Annotated in this window: 13 protein-coding genes and 1 pseudogene; 9 read left to right on the top strand and 5 right to left on the bottom strand. The window is 75.0% G+C overall.

The genetic code is table 11. The annotated features are described in order from the left end of the window. The 5 genes and pseudogenes from ABZW10_RS25670 to ABZW10_RS25650 form a co-directional block, all read left to right on the top strand. Positions 1-174, top strand: a pseudogene (locus tag ABZW10_RS25670) (electron transfer flavoprotein subunit alpha/FixB family protein); the annotation flags it as partial. A 179-nt stretch (positions 175-353) separates the two neighbouring features. Next, entirely contained in the window at positions 354-1,778 is a 1,425-nt protein-coding gene (locus tag ABZW10_RS25665) for an acyl-CoA synthetase (protein ID WP_355369870.1), read from the top strand. Between the two features lie 216 nt (positions 1,779-1,994). Continuing rightward, complete coding sequence (locus ABZW10_RS25660; protein WP_355369868.1) at positions 1,995-2,894, top strand: C40 family peptidase; 900 nt, start codon at positions 1,995-1,997, stop codon at positions 2,892-2,894. Between the two features lie 359 nt (positions 2,895-3,253). Then, on the top strand, positions 3,254-4,321 hold the full coding sequence (locus ABZW10_RS25655; protein ID WP_355369866.1) for an NUDIX domain-containing protein: 1,068 nt from the start codon (positions 3,254-3,256) through the stop codon (positions 4,319-4,321). Positions 4,322-4,428: 107 nt separating this feature from the next. Continuing rightward, positions 4,429-5,256 carry a DUF4184 family protein gene (locus tag ABZW10_RS25650; RefSeq protein ID WP_355369864.1) on the top strand — a complete coding sequence of 276 codons (828 nt, stop codon included), beginning with the start codon at positions 4,429-4,431 and terminating at the stop codon, positions 5,254-5,256. 125 nt (positions 5,257-5,381) lie between these two features. Here the strand turns inward: ABZW10_RS25650 and ABZW10_RS25645 are convergent, their stop codons facing one another. Beyond that, a complete protein-coding gene (locus ABZW10_RS25645; RefSeq protein ID WP_355369862.1) occupies positions 5,382-6,752 on the bottom strand; it encodes a dipeptidase in 1,371 nt (456 codons plus the stop codon). A 333-nt stretch (positions 6,753-7,085) separates the two neighbouring features. On the opposite strand from ABZW10_RS25645, the gene ABZW10_RS25640 reads away from it, so the two are divergent. Beyond that, positions 7,086-8,258 (top strand): geranylgeranyl reductase family protein, encoded by a 1,173-nt coding sequence (locus ABZW10_RS25640; RefSeq protein ID WP_355369883.1) that lies wholly within the window; start codon positions 7,086-7,088, stop codon positions 8,256-8,258. Positions 8,259-8,338: 80 nt separating this feature from the next. Here ABZW10_RS25640 and ABZW10_RS25635 read toward each other — a convergent pair whose 3' ends face one another. Together ABZW10_RS25635 and ABZW10_RS25630 are read right to left on the bottom strand one after the other, a co-directional pair. Next, positions 8,339-10,636, bottom strand: coding sequence for a glycosyl hydrolase family 18 protein (locus ABZW10_RS25635; RefSeq protein WP_355369860.1), 2,298 nt, complete (start codon positions 10,634-10,636; stop codon positions 8,339-8,341). A gap of 206 nt (positions 10,637-10,842) precedes the next feature. Then, positions 10,843-11,142: a hypothetical protein gene (locus tag ABZW10_RS25630; protein WP_355369858.1), complete on the bottom strand. Its 300-nt coding sequence runs from the start codon at positions 11,140-11,142 to the stop codon at positions 10,843-10,845. An 84-nt stretch (positions 11,143-11,226) separates the two neighbouring features. Here ABZW10_RS25630 and ABZW10_RS25625 point away from each other — a divergent pair, with 84 nt between their 5' ends. Continuing rightward, complete coding sequence (locus ABZW10_RS25625) at positions 11,227-12,576, top strand: MFS transporter (protein ID WP_355369856.1); 1,350 nt, start codon at positions 11,227-11,229, stop codon at positions 12,574-12,576. 11 nt (positions 12,577-12,587) lie between these two features. On the opposite strand, the gene ABZW10_RS25620 is transcribed toward ABZW10_RS25625, so the two are convergent. Then, the gene (locus ABZW10_RS25620; protein WP_355369854.1) at positions 12,588-13,010 is read right to left on the bottom strand and encodes a RidA family protein; all 423 of its coding nucleotides are present in this window, start codon (positions 13,008-13,010) and stop codon (positions 12,588-12,590) included. A gap of 107 nt (positions 13,011-13,117) precedes the next feature. On the opposite strand from ABZW10_RS25620, the gene ABZW10_RS25615 reads away from it, so the two are divergent. Both ABZW10_RS25615 and ABZW10_RS25610 read left to right on the top strand, forming a co-directional pair. Beyond that, positions 13,118-13,687, top strand: coding sequence for a Uma2 family endonuclease (locus ABZW10_RS25615; RefSeq protein WP_355369852.1), 570 nt, complete (start codon positions 13,118-13,120; stop codon positions 13,685-13,687). Between the two features lie 131 nt (positions 13,688-13,818). Then, positions 13,819-14,592, top strand: coding sequence for an enoyl-CoA hydratase family protein (locus ABZW10_RS25610; protein WP_355369850.1), 774 nt, complete (start codon positions 13,819-13,821; stop codon positions 14,590-14,592). Between the two features lie 33 nt (positions 14,593-14,625). Here the strand turns inward: ABZW10_RS25610 and ABZW10_RS25605 are convergent, their stop codons facing one another. Further along, the gene (locus ABZW10_RS25605; protein ID WP_355369848.1) at positions 14,626-15,390 is read right to left on the bottom strand and encodes a maleylpyruvate isomerase family mycothiol-dependent enzyme; all 765 of its coding nucleotides are present in this window, start codon (positions 15,388-15,390) and stop codon (positions 14,626-14,628) included. Positions 15,391-15,499 lie beyond the last annotated feature (109 nt).

Genomic DNA, 15,499 nt, shown 5'->3' with positions numbered 1-15,499 from the left:
GGCATCTCCGGCGCCATCCAGCACCGGGCCGGCATGCAGACCTCGAAGACCATCGTGGCCGTCAACAAGGACCCCGAGGCCCCGATCTTCGAGCTGGTCGACTACGGCGTGGTCGGCGACCTGTTCGCGGTCCTGCCGCAGCTCACCGCCGAGGTGAAGGCCCGCAAGGCCTGATACGGCGAGAAGTCGGAGCGGGGGCGCGCCCGGGAGTTCCCCGGGCGCGCCCCCGCCGTCCTTCCCCCGGACGCCGGGCCGGCCGCCGTGGGCCCGTAGAGTCGGTCGGCGGCGCGCGGCGACCCCGCGGCGCGCCGCGGACCACCGTGGACATCCTGGACAGGGGCGAGGGCAGACGCATGACACTCTTGACGGCGCTTCAGGGCGGATCCGGCGACTCGGCCGACGCCCTGCGGATCTCCGACGGCCCCGGGCTCTCCCGCGAGCGGCTGCTCGGCGCGGCCACCGCCGTCGCCGACCGGGTGGCCGGCGCCCCCGCCCTGGCGGTGCTCGCCCGCCCCACCGCCGAGACCGTCGCCGCCGTCGTCGGCGGGCTGGTCGCCGGGGTGCCGGTGGTGCCGCTGCCGCCCGACTCCGGGCCCAAGGAACGCGCGCACATCCTGCGCGACTCCGGCGCCGCCCTGCTCGCCCACGCCGCCGCCGACGGCCCGCCGCAGGACGCCGGGATCCCCGGCCTCCCGGTCGACCTGAGCGAGCGCTCCGCCACCACGCACCCCGAGCCGGACCCGTCGGCGACCGCCTTCGTGCTCTACACCTCCGGTACCACCGGCGCGCCCAAGGGGGCGATGATCGGCCGCGCCGCCGTCGCCGCCGACCTCGACGCGCTCGCCGACGCCTGGCAGTGGACCGCCGAGGACACCCTGGTGCACGGCCTGCCGCTGTTCCACGTGCACGGACTGGTGCTCGGCGTGCTCGGCGCGCTGCGCACCGGCAGCCGGCTGGTGCACACCGGACGGCCCACCCCCGCCGGGTACGCGGCGGCGGGCGGCAGCCTCTACTTCGGCGTGCCGACCGTCTGGTCCCGGGTGGCGGGGGACCCGCAGGCGGCCGCCCGGCTCGCCTCCGCCCGGCTGCTGGTCTCCGGCAGCGCCCCGCTGCCCGTCCCGGTGTTCGAGCGGCTCGCCGCGCTGACCGGCCACGCCCCGATCGAGCGCTACGGCATGACGGAGTCGCTGATCACCGTCTCCACCCGGGCCGACGGCGAGCGCCGCCCCGGCAGCGTCGGCCTGCCGCTGGCCGGGGTGCGCACCCGGCTGGTCGGCGAGGACGGCTCGCCCGTCCCGTACGACGGCGAGAGCGTCGGCGAGCTCCAGGTGGCCGGGCCCACCCTGTTCCGCGGCTACCTCAACCGGCCGGACGCCGATGCCGAGGCCTGGACCGCCGACGGCTGGTTCCGCACCGGGGACGTCGCGGTGATCGGCCCGGACGGCTTCCACCGGATCGTCGGGCGCGCCTCGGTCGACCTGATCAAGAGCGGCGGGTACCGGATCGGCGCCGGCGAGGTCGAGGCGGCGCTGCGCGACCACCCGGCGGTGGCCGACGCCGCCGTCGTCGGTGCGCCGGACGAGGACCTCGGCCAGGCGATCGTCGCGTACGTGGTGGCGGACGGCCCCGTGACGGGTGAGCAGCTGACGGCCTTCGTGGCGGAACGGCTCTCGGTGCACAAGCGGCCCCGCCGGGTGGTGCTGGTGGCGGAACTGCCCAGGAACGCCCTGGGAAAGGTGCTGAAGAAGCAGCTGACGGCGGACTCGGCACACGGGTGACGGGCGGTCACCCGGCGCCGGGTCGGGTGACGGTCGCTCACCTTGCGTGAGCCTTCCTTTGGCGCACTCCACTGCGCGCCGTGAGCGGACGCGTGCCTAACGTGACAAGCGGCGCGGCCGGGACCGACCAGGCCCCGCGCACCGCGTCCAGCGTTCAGCTCCCAGCGTTCGGCGCGATCGAGGCGCCCGGCGCGATCAGCGAAGGAAGACAGCAGCATGACGACCGTCAACACCGGCGCACCGGGTGCCGCCGACGACGCGACCGGGCAGCACACCGCCTCCTCCCCCCGGCCGGCGGCGGCTGCCCGGCCTTCCCGTGCGGCGCGGATCCGGCGGGGGATAGGCACGGTGGCCGTGATCGCGGCCGGGACCTGCGTGATCGGCCTGGGCACGGGCGCGGGAATCGCGGCGGCCGAGCGGGCGCCCGCTCACGCCGGCTGGGACGGCTCGCGGTACTGGTTCAAGGACGGCCAGGGCCACTGGCGCTGGACCTCGCACTACGACGTCTACCTGGCGCGCACCGGCGGGTCCGCCCCGGCGCCGGCGGCGTCCACGGCGAAGACGGCCGGCTCCGCCGGAGGGATCACCCAGGGGTGGGACGGCTCGCGCTACTGGTTCCGCAACAGCCAGGGCCAGTGGCGCTGGACCTCGCACTACGACGTCTACCTGGAACGCACCGGCGGGTCCGCCGCCGCCTCCTCCTCCTCGGAGGACTCGGCGTCCCCGCCCCCGGCCGCGGCCCCGGCGGCGGACGGTGACGTCGAGACGGCTGTGCAGTTCGCGCTCGCGCAGCTGGGCAAGCCGTTCCGGACGGCCGGCAACGGACCGGACGGCTACGACTGCTCGGGCCTGGTCCAGCAGTCCTTCCGGCGCGGCGGCATCTCCCTGCCGCGGATCGCCAACGACCAGTACGCGGCCACCACGCCGGTGACGGCCGGGCAGCTGCGCCGCGGCGACCTGCTGTTCTGGTCGGACGACCGCACCGCGCGGGGCATCCACCACGTGGCGATCTACCTGGGCGACAACCAGTACGTGGAGGCCGCCCGGCCCGGCACCTCGATCCGGGTCTCGCGGATCAGCAGCGGCTACTACCCGACCCACATGGGCCGCCCCTGACGGGTCCGCGCCGTCCCGCCGGTGCCCCGGGCCGCCGAGGCCCGCACACCGGTGGGACGGGGGAACCCCACACGCAACGGGGCGCGCGTGGTGCGGCGGGGGCGCGCGCCAAGGGACAGGACCCCGGTGCCCGGAGGGATGGACGCCGGCGCGCCGGGGGTCGTACGGGAATCGTCGCAGACCCCTGACCTGGGCACATGCCCCTGTCAAGCGGAACGGGAAACCGTCATGAGCGGGGCGGACGTGGAGGTATGGGGACCGGCGTGGCGGGGGTACCACCTCCGGTGGCGCCGGCTCGACCGACGGGGGCGCCGCCCGGGGCGAACGGCGCCGGGGAGGGCGAGAACATGGGGGCGTGCGTGATTGTCTGGGTCAATGGCACATTCGGGGCGGGCAAGACCAGCTCCTGCCGCGAACTGGTGGAGCTGCTGCCGGGCAGCATGATGTTCGATCCCGAGCTGGTGGGCTTCGGGCTGCGCGCGATGCTGCCCGCCGACCGGATGGCGGCGGTGTCGGACTTCCAGGACCTGCCCGCCTGGCGCCGGCTCGTCCCCGAGACGGCGGCGGCACTGCTCGGTGAGGTCCCCGGGCCGCTGGTGGTCCCGATGACACTGCTGCGGGAGGACTACCGGGACGAGATCTTCGGGTCGCTCGCCTCGCACGGCATCGTTGTGCACCACCTCGTCCTGGACCCTGAAGAAACGATCCTGCGCGAGCGCATCGCCCAGCGCGACGAATTCCCGGACGACCCGCAGCGCAGCGAGCAGGTCCGCCGCTGGTGCCTGGAACACCTGCCGCGCTACCGCGCCGCCCGCCGCTGGCTGCGCCGCGACGCCCGGCTCGTCGACACCTCCGGCCTCACCCCGCGCGAGACCGCCGTCCGGCTCGCCCGGCTGGTCGACGACGGCTCGGCCCGCTGCCCGATCGCGCAGAGCCCCGACCCCACCGGGGACACCGTGGCCGCCGCCGTCCTGTTCTTCGACGAGCAGGACCGGGTGCTGCTCGTCGACCCCGTCTACAAACCCGACTGGGAGTTTCCCGGCGGCGTCGTCGAACGCGGCGAGGCACCCACCGACGCCGCCCTCAGGGAGACCGCCGAGGAACTCGGCCTGCGCCTCGACCCGGCGGCGCTGCGCCTGCTCGCCGTCGACTGGGAACCGCGCACCGGCCCGCGCCGGGGCGGGCTGCGCCTGGTCTACGACGGCGGGCTGCTCGACGCCACCGCCCGGCAGGGGCTGCGGCTCCAGCAGGAGGAACTGCGGGGCTGGCGGTTCGTCAGCCTGGAGGAGGCCGCCGGGCTGCTGCCCCCGGGCCGCCACCGGCGACTGGCGGCGGCGCTGGACGCCCGCCGCTGCGGGGAACTGCGCTACCTGGAGGCCGGACAGCGGGCCGGCCTGGGGTCGGCCCGCACCGCCGACGCGGCGTGAGCCCGGCTCCGGGGTGAGCCCCGTTCCGGCGCGCGCCCCGCGAACGCGCCGCGCGCCGGAGCCGGGCGCCGCAGACGGGCCCGGCCGGGCGGCGGCAGGATGAGGACATGCCGTTCACCCTGAGCCACCCGGCCGCCGTGCTGCCCCTGCTGCGCGCGGCGGGCCGGCGCGGGCCGCTGGTCGCGTCGGCGCTGGTCGCCGGCTCGCTGGCGCCCGACGTGCCGTTCTTCGCCGAGTCGCTGCTGCCCGGGGTGTACCGGCACGGCGCGCCGACCCACCGCTGGTGGGCGGTGCCGACACTGGACGTGGCGCTCGCGGCCGCCCTGGTGGCGGGCTGGCACGGGCTGGTGCGCGGACCGCTGGTCGCGCTGCTCCCGGACCGGTGGGCGGGCGCCGCCGAGGCGCTGACGGCCCGCCGGGCCGGCCGGGGGCGGCCGTCGGGCGCGGACCTCGGATGGTTCACGCTCTCGGCGGCGGTCGGCGCGGCGAGCCACGTCGGCTGGGACGGTTTCACCCATGCGGGGCGTTTCGGGTCCCGGCTGGTGCCGGCGCTGGAGCGGCCGGTGGCGGGCGGCCCGCCGCTGTACCAGGTGCTGCAGTACGGCAGCTCGGTGCCCGCGCTGGCCGCGGTGGCGGGGTACGCGGTGCGGGCGGCCCGGGCGGTGGAGCCGGTCCGCCCGGCCGACCGGCCGTCGCGGCGGGCCCGGCGGGCCGGTGCGGTGGTGCTGGGGGCGGCCACCGCGGCGGGGGCGGCGCACCGGCTGCTGCCGCTGCGCCGCGGGCCGCTCGCGGAGCTGTGCTTCGGGGCGGGGGCCGGGCTGGCGGTGGGCGCGGCCGGCTGGGCACTGGCCCGGGCGGCGGTGACGGGTGCGGCGGGCGTCGCGGGGGCGCGCCGAGGCACGGCGGGTGCACGGGCGGCGCGCGGGCGACCGTAGGGCGCGCGGGGAGCGGTTCGCGCGGGCGTGCGGTGGTGCCGGCGTGCGGTGGTGCGGTGGTGCCGGCGTGCGGTGCTACGGGGCGGGCCGCGCCGTCCTGGACGGCGCGGCCCGGTGCCGGGGCGTCAGACGGAGCGCAGCTCGGCGTAGCGGCGCAGGAACAGCGCCTCGGTGAGGGCCATCCGCTCCAGCTCCAGCGGGTCGACGCTCTCGTTGACCGCGTGGATCTGGGTGGTCGGCTCCTCGACGCCGATCAGGATGATCTCGGCCTGCGGGTAGAGGGTGCGCAGCGTGTTGCAGAGCGGGATCGAGCCGCCCTCGCCGGAGGCCACCATCGGGGTGCCGAAGGCCTCGGCCATCGCCTCGCCCATCGCCTCGTAGGCCGGTCCGGAGGTGTCGGCGCTGAACGCCGCGCCGTTGCCCTGCCGCTCCACGGTGATCTGCGCGCCGAACGGCACCCGGCTCTCCAGGTGGGCGACCAGCGCCTCCTGGGCGGCCGCGGTGTCCATGCCCGGCGGCACCCGCAGGCTGACCGAGGCCTTGGCGGACGCCTGCACGGAGGAGGTCGCGCCGATCACCGGCGGGGCGTCGATGCCGACCACGGTGACCGAGGGGCGGGCCCAGAGCCGGTCGGCGACGGTGCCGGTACCGGTCAGCGCGACGCCGTCCAGCACCTTGGCGTCGGCGCGGAACTGCTCGTCGGGGTACTGCACCCCGCTCCAGGACTGGTCGGCGGCCAGGCCGGCCACCGCGACGTCGCCGTTCTCGTCGTGCAGCGAGGCGAGCACCTTGACCAGCGCCTGCAGGGCGTCCGGGGCGGCGCCGCCGAAGGCGCCGGAGTGCAGGTTGCCCGCCAGCGTGCGGACCGAGACGTCGACCACCGTCATGCCGCGCAGCGAGGCGGTGACGGTCGGCAGGCCGGGGGCGAAGTTGCCGGTGTCGCCGATCACGATGGCGTCGGCGGTGAGCAGCTCGGGGTGGGCCTCGGCGTAGCGCTCCAGACCGCCGGTGCCCTGCTCCTCCGAGCCCTCGACGATGACCTTCAGCCCGACCGGGTAGCCGCCGTCCACCTGGCGCAGCGCCCGAAGGGCCGTCAGGTGCATCAGGATGTTGCCCTTGCAGTCGGCGGCGCCGCGCCCGTACCAGCGGCCGTCGCGCTCGGTGAGCTCGAAGGCGGGGCTGAGCCAGGCGTCCTCGTCGAGCGGCGGCTGGACGTCGTAGTGCGAGTAGAGCAGCACGGTCGGGGCTCCGGCCGGGCCGGGGAGCTCGCCGTAGACGGACTGGGTGCCGTCGGGGGTGTCCAGCAGCCGGATGTTCGTCAGGCCCTCGGCGGCGAAGGCGTCGGCGACCCAGCGGGCGGCCTTCTCGCACTCCTCGACCGGGAACTGGCGCGGGTCGGCGACCGAGGGGAAGGCGACCAGGTCGGCGAGGTCGGCGCGGGCGCGGTCCATGAGGGACCGGACGGCGTCGGCCAGGGGCTGCTGCGGCTGCGGCATCGGGTGCTCCGGGGAGGGCTGGTCCGTCCGAGGGGGTGGTGCGGGCGAACGGCGTTGACGGTGGGTGATGCCGATCATAGGCGGCGCGCGGCGGTGGCCCGCGGGGGAGTGCCGCCCGGTGCCGCCCGGTGCCGCCGGGTGCGGTCGGGTGCGGCCGGCCGACCGTGCCCGACCGGCTGCGCCCGACCGGCGATTCGGTCGCCCGTTCGGGGCGGTGCGGCCGACGGCGGCGGGGGTGGCCGCATAGGATTGCTGCCCGTGACTGACTCCGGAAGCCCCGATTCTCGTAGCCCGCTCGACGCCGAGGCCGGCGGGCCGGACCGGCAGGGCCCGCTGGACGGCGTCTGGGACGTCGTCGTGGTCGGCGCCGGGCCGGCCGGCTCCTCCGCCGCGCACGCCGCGGCCGTGCAGGGCCGGCGCGTGCTGTTGCTCGACAAGGCCGAGCACCCCCGGTACAAGACCTGCGGCGGCGGCATCATCGGCCCCTCCAGGGACAGCCTCCCGCCGGACTTCAGGCTGCCGCTCCAGGACCGGGTGCACGCCGTCACCTTCGCGTACAGCGGCCGGTTCACCCGGACCAGGCGCTCCAGGCGGATGCTGTTCGGCCTGGTCAACCGGGACGAGTTCGACCTGCGCCTGGTCCAGGCGGCCAAGCAGGCCGGGGCGGTGCTGGTCACCGGAGTGACCGTCACCGGGGTGGAGCAGCGCGGCGGCGAGCACCGGACGGCGCTGGTCACCGCCTCCGACGGGCGCACCTTCGAGGCGCGCGCGGTGGTCGGCGCGGACGGCAGCGCGAGCCGGATCGGCCGGCACGTCGGCGTCTCCTTCGACCAGATCGACCTCGGTCTGGAAGCGGAGATCCCCGTACCGGCGGACGTCGCGGCCGACTGGGCGGGCCGGATCCACCTCGACTGGGGTCCGCTGCCCGGCAGTTACGGCTGGGTGTTCCCGAAGACCGAGTCCGGCAGCCTGACCGTCGGGGTGATCTCGGCGCGCGGCGACGGCGAGCGGACCAAGCAGTACCTGGCCGACTACATCCGGCGGCTGGGCCTGTCCGGCTTCCCGCCGAGCGTGGAGTCCGGGCACCTGACCCGCTGCCGGGCCGAGGACTCGCCGCTGTCGCGCGGCCGGGTCCTGGTGGCCGGCGACGCGGCCGGGCTGCTGGAGCCGTGGACCCGCGAGGGCATCTCCTACGCGCTGCGCTCGGGCCGGCTGGCCGGAGAATGGGCGGTCAAGGTGGCCGAGGCGGGCACGGCGGCGCAGGTCCGGCGCGAGGCGCTGAACTACGCCTTCGCGATCAAGGCGGGCCTGGGGGTGGAGATGCGGGCCGGCAAGCAGATGCTGAACGCGTTCGAGCGCCGGCCGTACCTGTTCCACGCGGCGGTCTGCCTGGTCGACCCGGCGTGGCGGGCGTTCGCCCGCACCACCCAGGGGCACCTGACCTTCGCCCAGGTGCTGCGGCAGTACCGCTCGGCCCGCCGGCTGGCCGCCCTGGCCTCGCGCTGAACCGGCGGCGGCGCACGACGTGACGCCGGGTCCGGCGGGGCTGGTACCCCGCCGGACCCGGCGTGCGCGCGGCGCAGGTGCTACTTGAGGCCGCCGTCGACGGCGTTGATCAGGGTGCCGCCCGGGGTGTCACCGGTCATGTCCCAGATCATCGCGCCGAGCAGGCCCTTGGACTTCAGCCAGGCCGTCTTCTTGCCGATCGACCAGGCGTCGTCGAAGGTCCACCACTGTCCGCCCGCGCCGGTGTAGCCGTAGGTGGCCACCGACTGTTCGTCGTGGTAGACGGAGAGGCTGGGGAAGGTGGTGATCAGGTTGTTGTACCCGCGGGTGCCGGCCTCCTCGGCGAACTGGCCGGGGGCCGCGCCGGTCGCGCTCTGCCACTCGCCCTTGACGCCGCCGTCCGCGACGCCCTGCCAGCCGCGGCCGTAGAAGGCCAGGCCGATGGTGAGCTTGCGCGGGTTGACCCCGGCGTCCAGGTAGGGCTTGACGGCCCCCTCGACGCTGAAGTGGGTGGTGTACGGGTCCTGGGCGTCCACGTAGAGGTTGCCCTGGTGGCCGGTGCGGTTGGGCTCCCACGAGTTGTCGCTGCCGGCGCCGTGGAAGTCGTAGCCCTGGATGTTGGCGATGTCCAGGTAGTTGAAGATCTTCGAGAGGTCCCAGCCCTGGTTGATCTTGACCGGGTCGGCCGGGGTGAAGGCGGTCAGCAGCTTGTGCGAGCCGCCGAGCGCGTCCAGCTGCTTGCGGAACTCGGCGAGCAGCGCGGTCAGGTTGTCCTTGTCGTTGGCGCTGTAGTGGTTGCCGGCGTGGCCGTCGGGGGAGCCGGGCCACTCCCAGTCGATGTCGATGCCGTCGAAGATGCCGGCCGCGACGCCGTCGCCGCCCGCGCCGTTGTAGGCGGGCAGGTTGCCCTTGATCCAGATGTCGAGGCAGGACTTGACGAACTTCTGCCGGGACGCGTCGGTGGCCGCCACGTCGGAGAAGTACTTGGAGAAGGTCCAGCCGCCGAGCGAGGCGACGACCTTCAGGTTCGGGTACTTGGCCTTGAGCTTCTTCAGCTGGTTGAAGTTGCCGCGCAGCTTGCCCCAGCCGTCGTCGGCCACGCCGTCGACCGACTGGGCGGCGCTCATCGGGCGGGCGTAGTCGGCGTCGGCGTCACCCGCGCCGGTGCCCTGGTCGGGGTCCTGCGGGTTGGACGTGGTGCCCTTGGTGACGCCCGCCAGGCAGGTGAGGTTGACCGGGTCGATGTTCTCGAAGGCGTAGTTGATGACGTCGAGCTTGGCGGCGCTGCCCGAGGTGTCGAGGTTCTTCACGAAGTACTGGCGTCCGTAGATGCCCCACTGGGTGAAGTAGCCGACCCGGGCGTACTTGCCGGCGCCGACCAGGTCGGAGGTGGTGACCTTCAGCGGGGTGGAGGCGGGGGAGGCGTTGTCGGCGCCGTCCCGGGCCTTGACGGTGAAGGTGTAGGAGGTGGACGGGGAGAGGCCGCTCACGGTGGCGGTCAGGGTGGAGCCGGTCACCGTGCGCACCAGGGTGCCGTCCTGGTAGACGTCGTACGCGGCGACCTTCAGGTTGTCGGTGGCGGCGTTCCAGGCCAGCGTGACGTCGCTCGAACCCACGGCGGTGGTGCGGAGGTTGGTGGGCGCGGTGGGCGGCACCTGGTCGGTGGACGGGTCGAAGGTGGAGGCGGTGACCGACGCGCTCGCCGGACCGAGGTTGCCGCGGGTGTCCTTGGCGCGGACGGTCAGGGTGTAGCTGGTCGCCGGGGTCAGCCCGGTGACCACCGTGTCGGTGGTGGTGCTGCTGCCGACCACGGTGCTGCCGTTCAGCACGTCGTAGGAGGCGACCGGGAAGTCGCCGCCGGTCGCGGCCGGCCACTTCAGCGCGAGCGTGTGGGCCGTCGAGTCGGTCACCGTCGGGGTGCCCGGGGCGGACGGCAGGACGTCCGAACTGCCGTCGCACTTGTCGCCGTTGATCCGGCAGCCGGTCGGGGGGCCGACCGGGCCGTTGGCGACGAACCAGAAGCTGTACGGCTCGGTCGTCTTCCCCGCGGGGACGTTGGCGTTGTAGAACGCGGCGACGGCGGTGACGTGGCTGCCGTTGACCGTCGCGGTGCCGTTGTAGCTGTTCTGGATGGTCACACCGGCCGGGAGGTCGAACTCCAGGGTCCAGCCGTTGACGGCGGTGGTGTTGTCGTTCTTGACGATGTAGGTGCCCTTCCACCAGGAGCCGTTGTTCTCGCTGGTGAAGGCGGCGGTGAGCTTGCCGGCCGCGGTGGCGGGGGTGGCCAGTGCGGTGATCGCGGCCAGCGGGAGGAGCAGGACGGAGAGCAGCGCGAGCACTCGGTGGCGCGTTCGACGCGCCCGGGTTCGAACGGACATGGTTCTCCCTGCGACTGTGGGGGTTGGACAGGGTGGCGCAGAACCGTACGTGGTGCGGGGAGCGTTCGATGCCCGCGCCGTGGGGAGACGGGGGCATGGGCACTGTAGGAGGTACAGACCAATGCGTCAACAGGTCTGTACCACTGGTCAGTTGGCGGGAAGCCGGCGGCGGCCGGGATCGTCACCCGTTGTGGCGGCCGGGAGGCTCACCTGCTGTGGCGGCCGGGGCCGGACAGCTCGTCGCCCAGCGGGCGGAAGTCCGGCCACGGGACGGCCGGGCGGGGCGTCAGGAAGTCCGGGATCCAGCGGTTGGCGGCGACCACCGAGAGCAGCAGCGAGGAGTCCAGCCGCTCGAAGGCGGGCCGCAGCCGCTCGAAGGCCGCGGACTGCAGCGGGTAGCAGCCCGGATGGGTCCACATCCGCAGACTGAGCGCGGCCTCCTGGATCGGCGAGCAGGCGAACCAGGTGGTGGCGAGATCCGCCAGACCGAGCTTGAACCGGTGCACGCAGCCCCCACCGCCCCCTCCGGATATGTGAGGCAGAGCCTAAATCAGTATCCCCGGCGGCGGTTCCGGGGTGGGATCGTGGGCATGGCCACCACCCCACCGGCGGCGAACGCCGCACCGAGCCCCGCGCCGCCCGCGACCCGGACCTCCCGACTGCTGCACCCCGACCCGACGGTGCGCCGGCTCGCCCGGATCACCCTGCTCAACACCCTCGGCAGCGGCCTCTCGCTCTCCGTCGGGGTGCTCTTCTTCACCCGCTGCCTCGGCCTGAGCGCGGCGCAGCTCGGCCTCGCGCTCACCGCAGCAGGGCTCTGCGGCGTCGTCGCGAGCGTCCCCGCCGGGCGGGCCGCCGACCACTGGGGGAGCCGGTCGATCCTGGTGGTGCTGGTCGCGCTCACCGGTCTCGGCACCGCCGGCTACACCCTGGTCGGCGGCTACCCGGCGTTCCTGGCGATCGCCTGCCTGGTCGCCGCCGCCGACCGGGGCGCCGCCGCGGTGCGCAACGCGCTCTACGCCGAGGTGCTGCCCGCCGACAAGCGGGTCGCGGGCCGGGCCTACCTGCGGGTGGTGACCAACGTCGGGCTCGGACTCGGCACCGGCGTCGGCGCCGTCGCGCTCCAGATCGACTCCCGCACCGGCTACCTGGCGGCGATCCTGGCCGACGCGGCCTCCTACCTGGTGGTCGCCGCGATGTTCCACCGGCTCCCGGCGCCGGCACCGGGCGCGGGCGCGGGATCAGCAGCCCGGGCGGGGGCGAGGGCGGGGGCGGACGGTGCGCGGGGGACGCGGAGGGAGCGGGATCCGGAGCGGCGGCCGGCCCGGGAGCCCAACCCGGCGCTGCGGGACGGGCCGTTCCTGCTGGTGACCGCGCTCAGCGCGGTGCTCGGCCTGCAGTTCGCGATGCTGGAGGTCGGCGTGCCGCTGTGGATCGTCCAGCAGACCGACGCGCCCCGGATCACCGTGGCCGCCACCCTGGCCGTCAACACCGTGCTGGTCGTCGCGTTCCAGGTCCGCGCCACCCGCGGCACCGAGCACCCGGCCGCCGCCGCGCGCGCCTGCGGCCGGGCCGGACTGATCCTGGCCGCCGCCTGCCTGGTGATCGCCCTCGCCCACGGAGCGCCCGCCGCGCTCGCCGCCGTGGTGGTGCTCACCGGCGTCGCGCTCCAGGCGGTCGGCGAGGTCCTCGGCCAGGCCGGCACCTGGGCGCTCAGCTACGACCTGGCCGGCGAGCGCGCCCACGGCGCCTATCAGGGCGTCTTCAACGCGGGCAACGCGGCTGCCCTGATGATCGGACCGGCCGTCGTCTCGACCGCCGTCATCGGCCACGGCCTGGCCGGCTGGGCCGCCCTCGGCGCCCTGCTCGCCACCGCCGGCCTCGCGATGGGCCCCGCCGTCCGGTGGGCCGGACGACGGGGCGCGATCACAACGGTCTGAACCCCGGGAGGCTACTCCGGGACCACCGCGAAGGCTTCGATCTCCATCAGCACCTCCGGCAGGAACAGCGCCGCGACCTGCACCGCGGAGGAGGCCGGCAGCGGCAGGTCGCCCAGCGCCTCGTTGCGCGCCTCCCGGACGGCGGGCATGTACGCCATGTCGGTGACGAAGTACGTCAGCTTGACGACGTGCGAGAAGTCCGCCCCCGCCGCCGCCAGACACCGCCGCAGGTTCTCGAACACCTGCCGCGCCTGCGCCCCCGGGTCCCCCTCCCCGACCAGCCGCCGCTCCTCGTCGAACGCGACCTGCCCCGACACCGCCACCAGCCGCCCGCTCCCGCTGACGACCTGCGTGTACCCCGTCCCCGGAGCGACCCCGGGCGGCTCGGCGATGTGGGTGAGAGGAGCGGCGTTCCGCTGCGATTCCATGGTCATACGACCATCGTGGTCGACGCCCCACGCACCGCACCAGGCGTTTACTGTCGGTGTGCCGGCCCCGCACCTGCGGTGACGAGACCGTCCGGCCAGGAGGAGAGCAACTCGTGAGCACGGCCCCCCACCTTCCCGGCGACTACAGCACGGTGAGCGATCCCGAACGGGCGCTGAAGTACGCGATCCAGCACGTCGCGGGCGACCGCGCCGAGATCATCGAGGGAGTCATCACACCGACGCCGCCGTCGTGGGCGCACGAGAGCGCCGCCGAGGTCATCCGCCGACAGCTGACACCCCGCCTGGAGGAGCTGGGGCTGATGTCCGGCTCCGGCAACCTCGACCTGCCCGGATCGGAGAACTGGTACGTCCCCGACCTCGCGGTCGTTCCGGCCGACCTCGCCGCCAGGACGGAGGGGGCGCTCCTCCCGGACCAGACGTTGCTGGTGATGGAGGTCGGCTCGCCGTCGAACGGGGAGACCGACCGGACCGTCAAGCGCCGCCGCTACGGCCAGTACGGGGCGCCGCTCTACCTCCTGGTCGACCGCCAGGCCCGCGCCTGCACGCTGTTCAGCGGGCCCGGTCGGCTCGGCTACGCCGTCGAGGACGGGCCGCACCCGTTCGGGGCGCCGGTCAGGCTGCCGGAGCCGTTCGGCCTCGACCTCGACACCTCGCGGCTCTGATCCGCCCCGGCCGTCCGAAGGGGCTGGTCCGGAGAAGGGCGGGCATGTCACAGTCGTCCGGGCGCCCGTGGCTCACCGGAGGCGGGCCGTCCGTTCCGACCCACCCTCAGCCGGAAAGCAGGACCGCACCGATGACCAGCGAAGCGCCCCTCGTCCGCGTCACCACCGAGGACGCCGTCACCACCCTGACGCTCGACTCGCCGCACAACCGCAACGCGCTCTCCACCCGGCTGATGGCCGAGCTGACCGCCGGCCTCGCCGCGGCGGCGGCCGACCCGCAGGTGCGCGCGGTCGTGCTGACCCACACGGGCAAGGTGTTCTGCGCCGGGGCGGACCTCTCGGAGGCGACCGGCGCCGACCCGACGGTCGGACCGCGCGGGCTGGTCGACCTCCAGCGGGCCATCGTCGACTGCGCCAAGCCGGTCATCGCCGTGATCAATGGACACGCCCGGGCCGGCGGGCTCGGACTGCTCGGCGCCGCCGACCTCGCGCTCGCCGGACCGGCCGCCACCTTCGCGTTCACCGAGGTCCGGCTCGGGCTCGCGCCGGCCGTCATCTCGCTGCCGCTGCGCCCCAAGCTGGACCCGCGCGCGGCCTCCCGCTACTACCTGACCGGCGAGGTCTTCGACGCGGCCGAGGCCGCCCGGATCGGCCTGATCACCCAGGCCGTCGACGCGCCGGAGGCGGCCGAGGTCGCGCTCAAGGGCCTGCTGGACGCCCTGCGGCTGGGTTCGCCGCAGGGCCTCGCGCAGTCCAAGCGGCTCGCCAACGCCGAGGTGGTGCGTTCCTTCGAGCGGGACGCCGACGAGCTGGTGGAGCTGTCGGCGCGGCTGTTCGGCTCGGAGGAGGCGCAGGAGGGCATGCGCTCGTTCCTGGAGAAGCGCCCGGCGCGCTGGGTGCGCTGACGCGCCCCGCAGGCCCGCCGGGCGCCGGGGGCGTCAGCCGATGGTGGCGGTCTCGCGCCACAGGTCGAGCAGTGTCTCGTCCCCGGCGCCGACCACCCGCCCGGTGCCGGCCGGCAGACGGTTCCAGAGCAGCAGGTAGAGGTCGCGGGCCGGGCCGGTGAGCGTCAGGTCGGCCGGGCGCTCGGCCTGCTCGGTCCGCTCGACGGCGAGCGGCTGCGGACCGATGGTCAGCAGCCAGCGGCCGGGGCCGTCGCTCGCGCTGACCTGCAGCGTCCGCGGCCGTTCGCTGCGGACCTTGGAACGGCCGAGGGTGAGGAAGCCGACCAGCAGCTCGTCGATGCCGTCCTGGGAGAACTCGGGGTCGGTGTGCGGGCCCTCGATTCCGGCTGCCGCGTCGGCGTCGATCCGGTGCACGGCCGTCTCGTGCGCCTGGCGGCGGGCCCAGAACGCGAGCGGGCTGGACTCCGGGAGGAAGCTCCAGCAGTCCAGGTCGGCCGGGGCGGCGGTGAGCGCGTCCAGCAGTGCGGCGTGGCCGGTGCGGAACCACTCGACCAGGTCGGCGTCGTCCGGCTCCGGCCCCCAGACGGCCCGCTGGCGCTCGGCGTCCATCGGGGCGGGCAGCCGGTCCCGGACGGTGGTCGTCGCCCAGCGGTGGACCTGTCCGGTGTGCAGGACGAGGTCGCGCAGCTGCCACCGCGGGCAGGTCGGGACGGGGGCGGTGAGGTCGGTGCGGGCGGCGGCGTCCGCGAGCAGGGTGCCCTCGCGGCGAAGCGCGTCGAGGTGCGCGGTGATCTCCATGGCTGTGAGTCTGTCAGCAGTGGCGGTCTTCGGACACCGTTTTCCGAACAGGTTTTCGAGGTGCCGGGCAGAGTGCCGCGGCTGGTCGACGGCTCTCCGGGGCGGTCTC

This window comes from Kitasatospora sp. NPDC004723, from assembly GCF_040609255.1.
Taxonomy (GTDB): domain Bacteria; phylum Actinomycetota; class Actinomycetes; order Streptomycetales; family Streptomycetaceae; genus Kitasatospora.
Note: the sequence above shows the minus strand (reverse complement) of the source record. Positions and strands in the feature narration are given on the sequence as shown.

Bases quoted from the DNA above. Each gene is read 5' to 3' on its own strand.
- ABZW10_RS25650 (WP_355369864.1), top strand. From the start codon at position 4,429: ATGCCGTTCACCCTGAGCCACCCGGCCGCCGTGCTGCCCCTGCTGCGC.
- ABZW10_RS25620 (WP_355369854.1), bottom strand. From the start codon at position 13,010: ATGACCATGGAATCGCAGCGGAACGCCGCTCCTCTCACCCACATCGCC.
- ABZW10_RS25610 (WP_355369850.1), top strand. From the start codon at position 13,819: ATGACCAGCGAAGCGCCCCTCGTCCGCGTCACCACCGAGGACGCCGTC.
- ABZW10_RS25625 (WP_355369856.1), top strand. From the start codon at position 11,227: ATGGCCACCACCCCACCGGCGGCGAACGCCGCACCGAGCCCCGCGCCG.
- ABZW10_RS25660 (WP_355369868.1), top strand. From the start codon at position 1,995: ATGACGACCGTCAACACCGGCGCACCGGGTGCCGCCGACGACGCGACC.
- ABZW10_RS25645 (WP_355369862.1), bottom strand. From the start codon at position 6,752: ATGCCGCAGCCGCAGCAGCCCCTGGCCGACGCCGTCCGGTCCCTCATG.
- ABZW10_RS25605 (WP_355369848.1), bottom strand. From the start codon at position 15,390: ATGGAGATCACCGCGCACCTCGACGCGCTTCGCCGCGAGGGCACCCTG.
- ABZW10_RS25635 (WP_355369860.1), bottom strand. From the start codon at position 10,636: ATGTCCGTTCGAACCCGGGCGCGTCGAACGCGCCACCGAGTGCTCGCG.
- ABZW10_RS25665 (WP_355369870.1), top strand. From the start codon at position 354: ATGACACTCTTGACGGCGCTTCAGGGCGGATCCGGCGACTCGGCCGAC.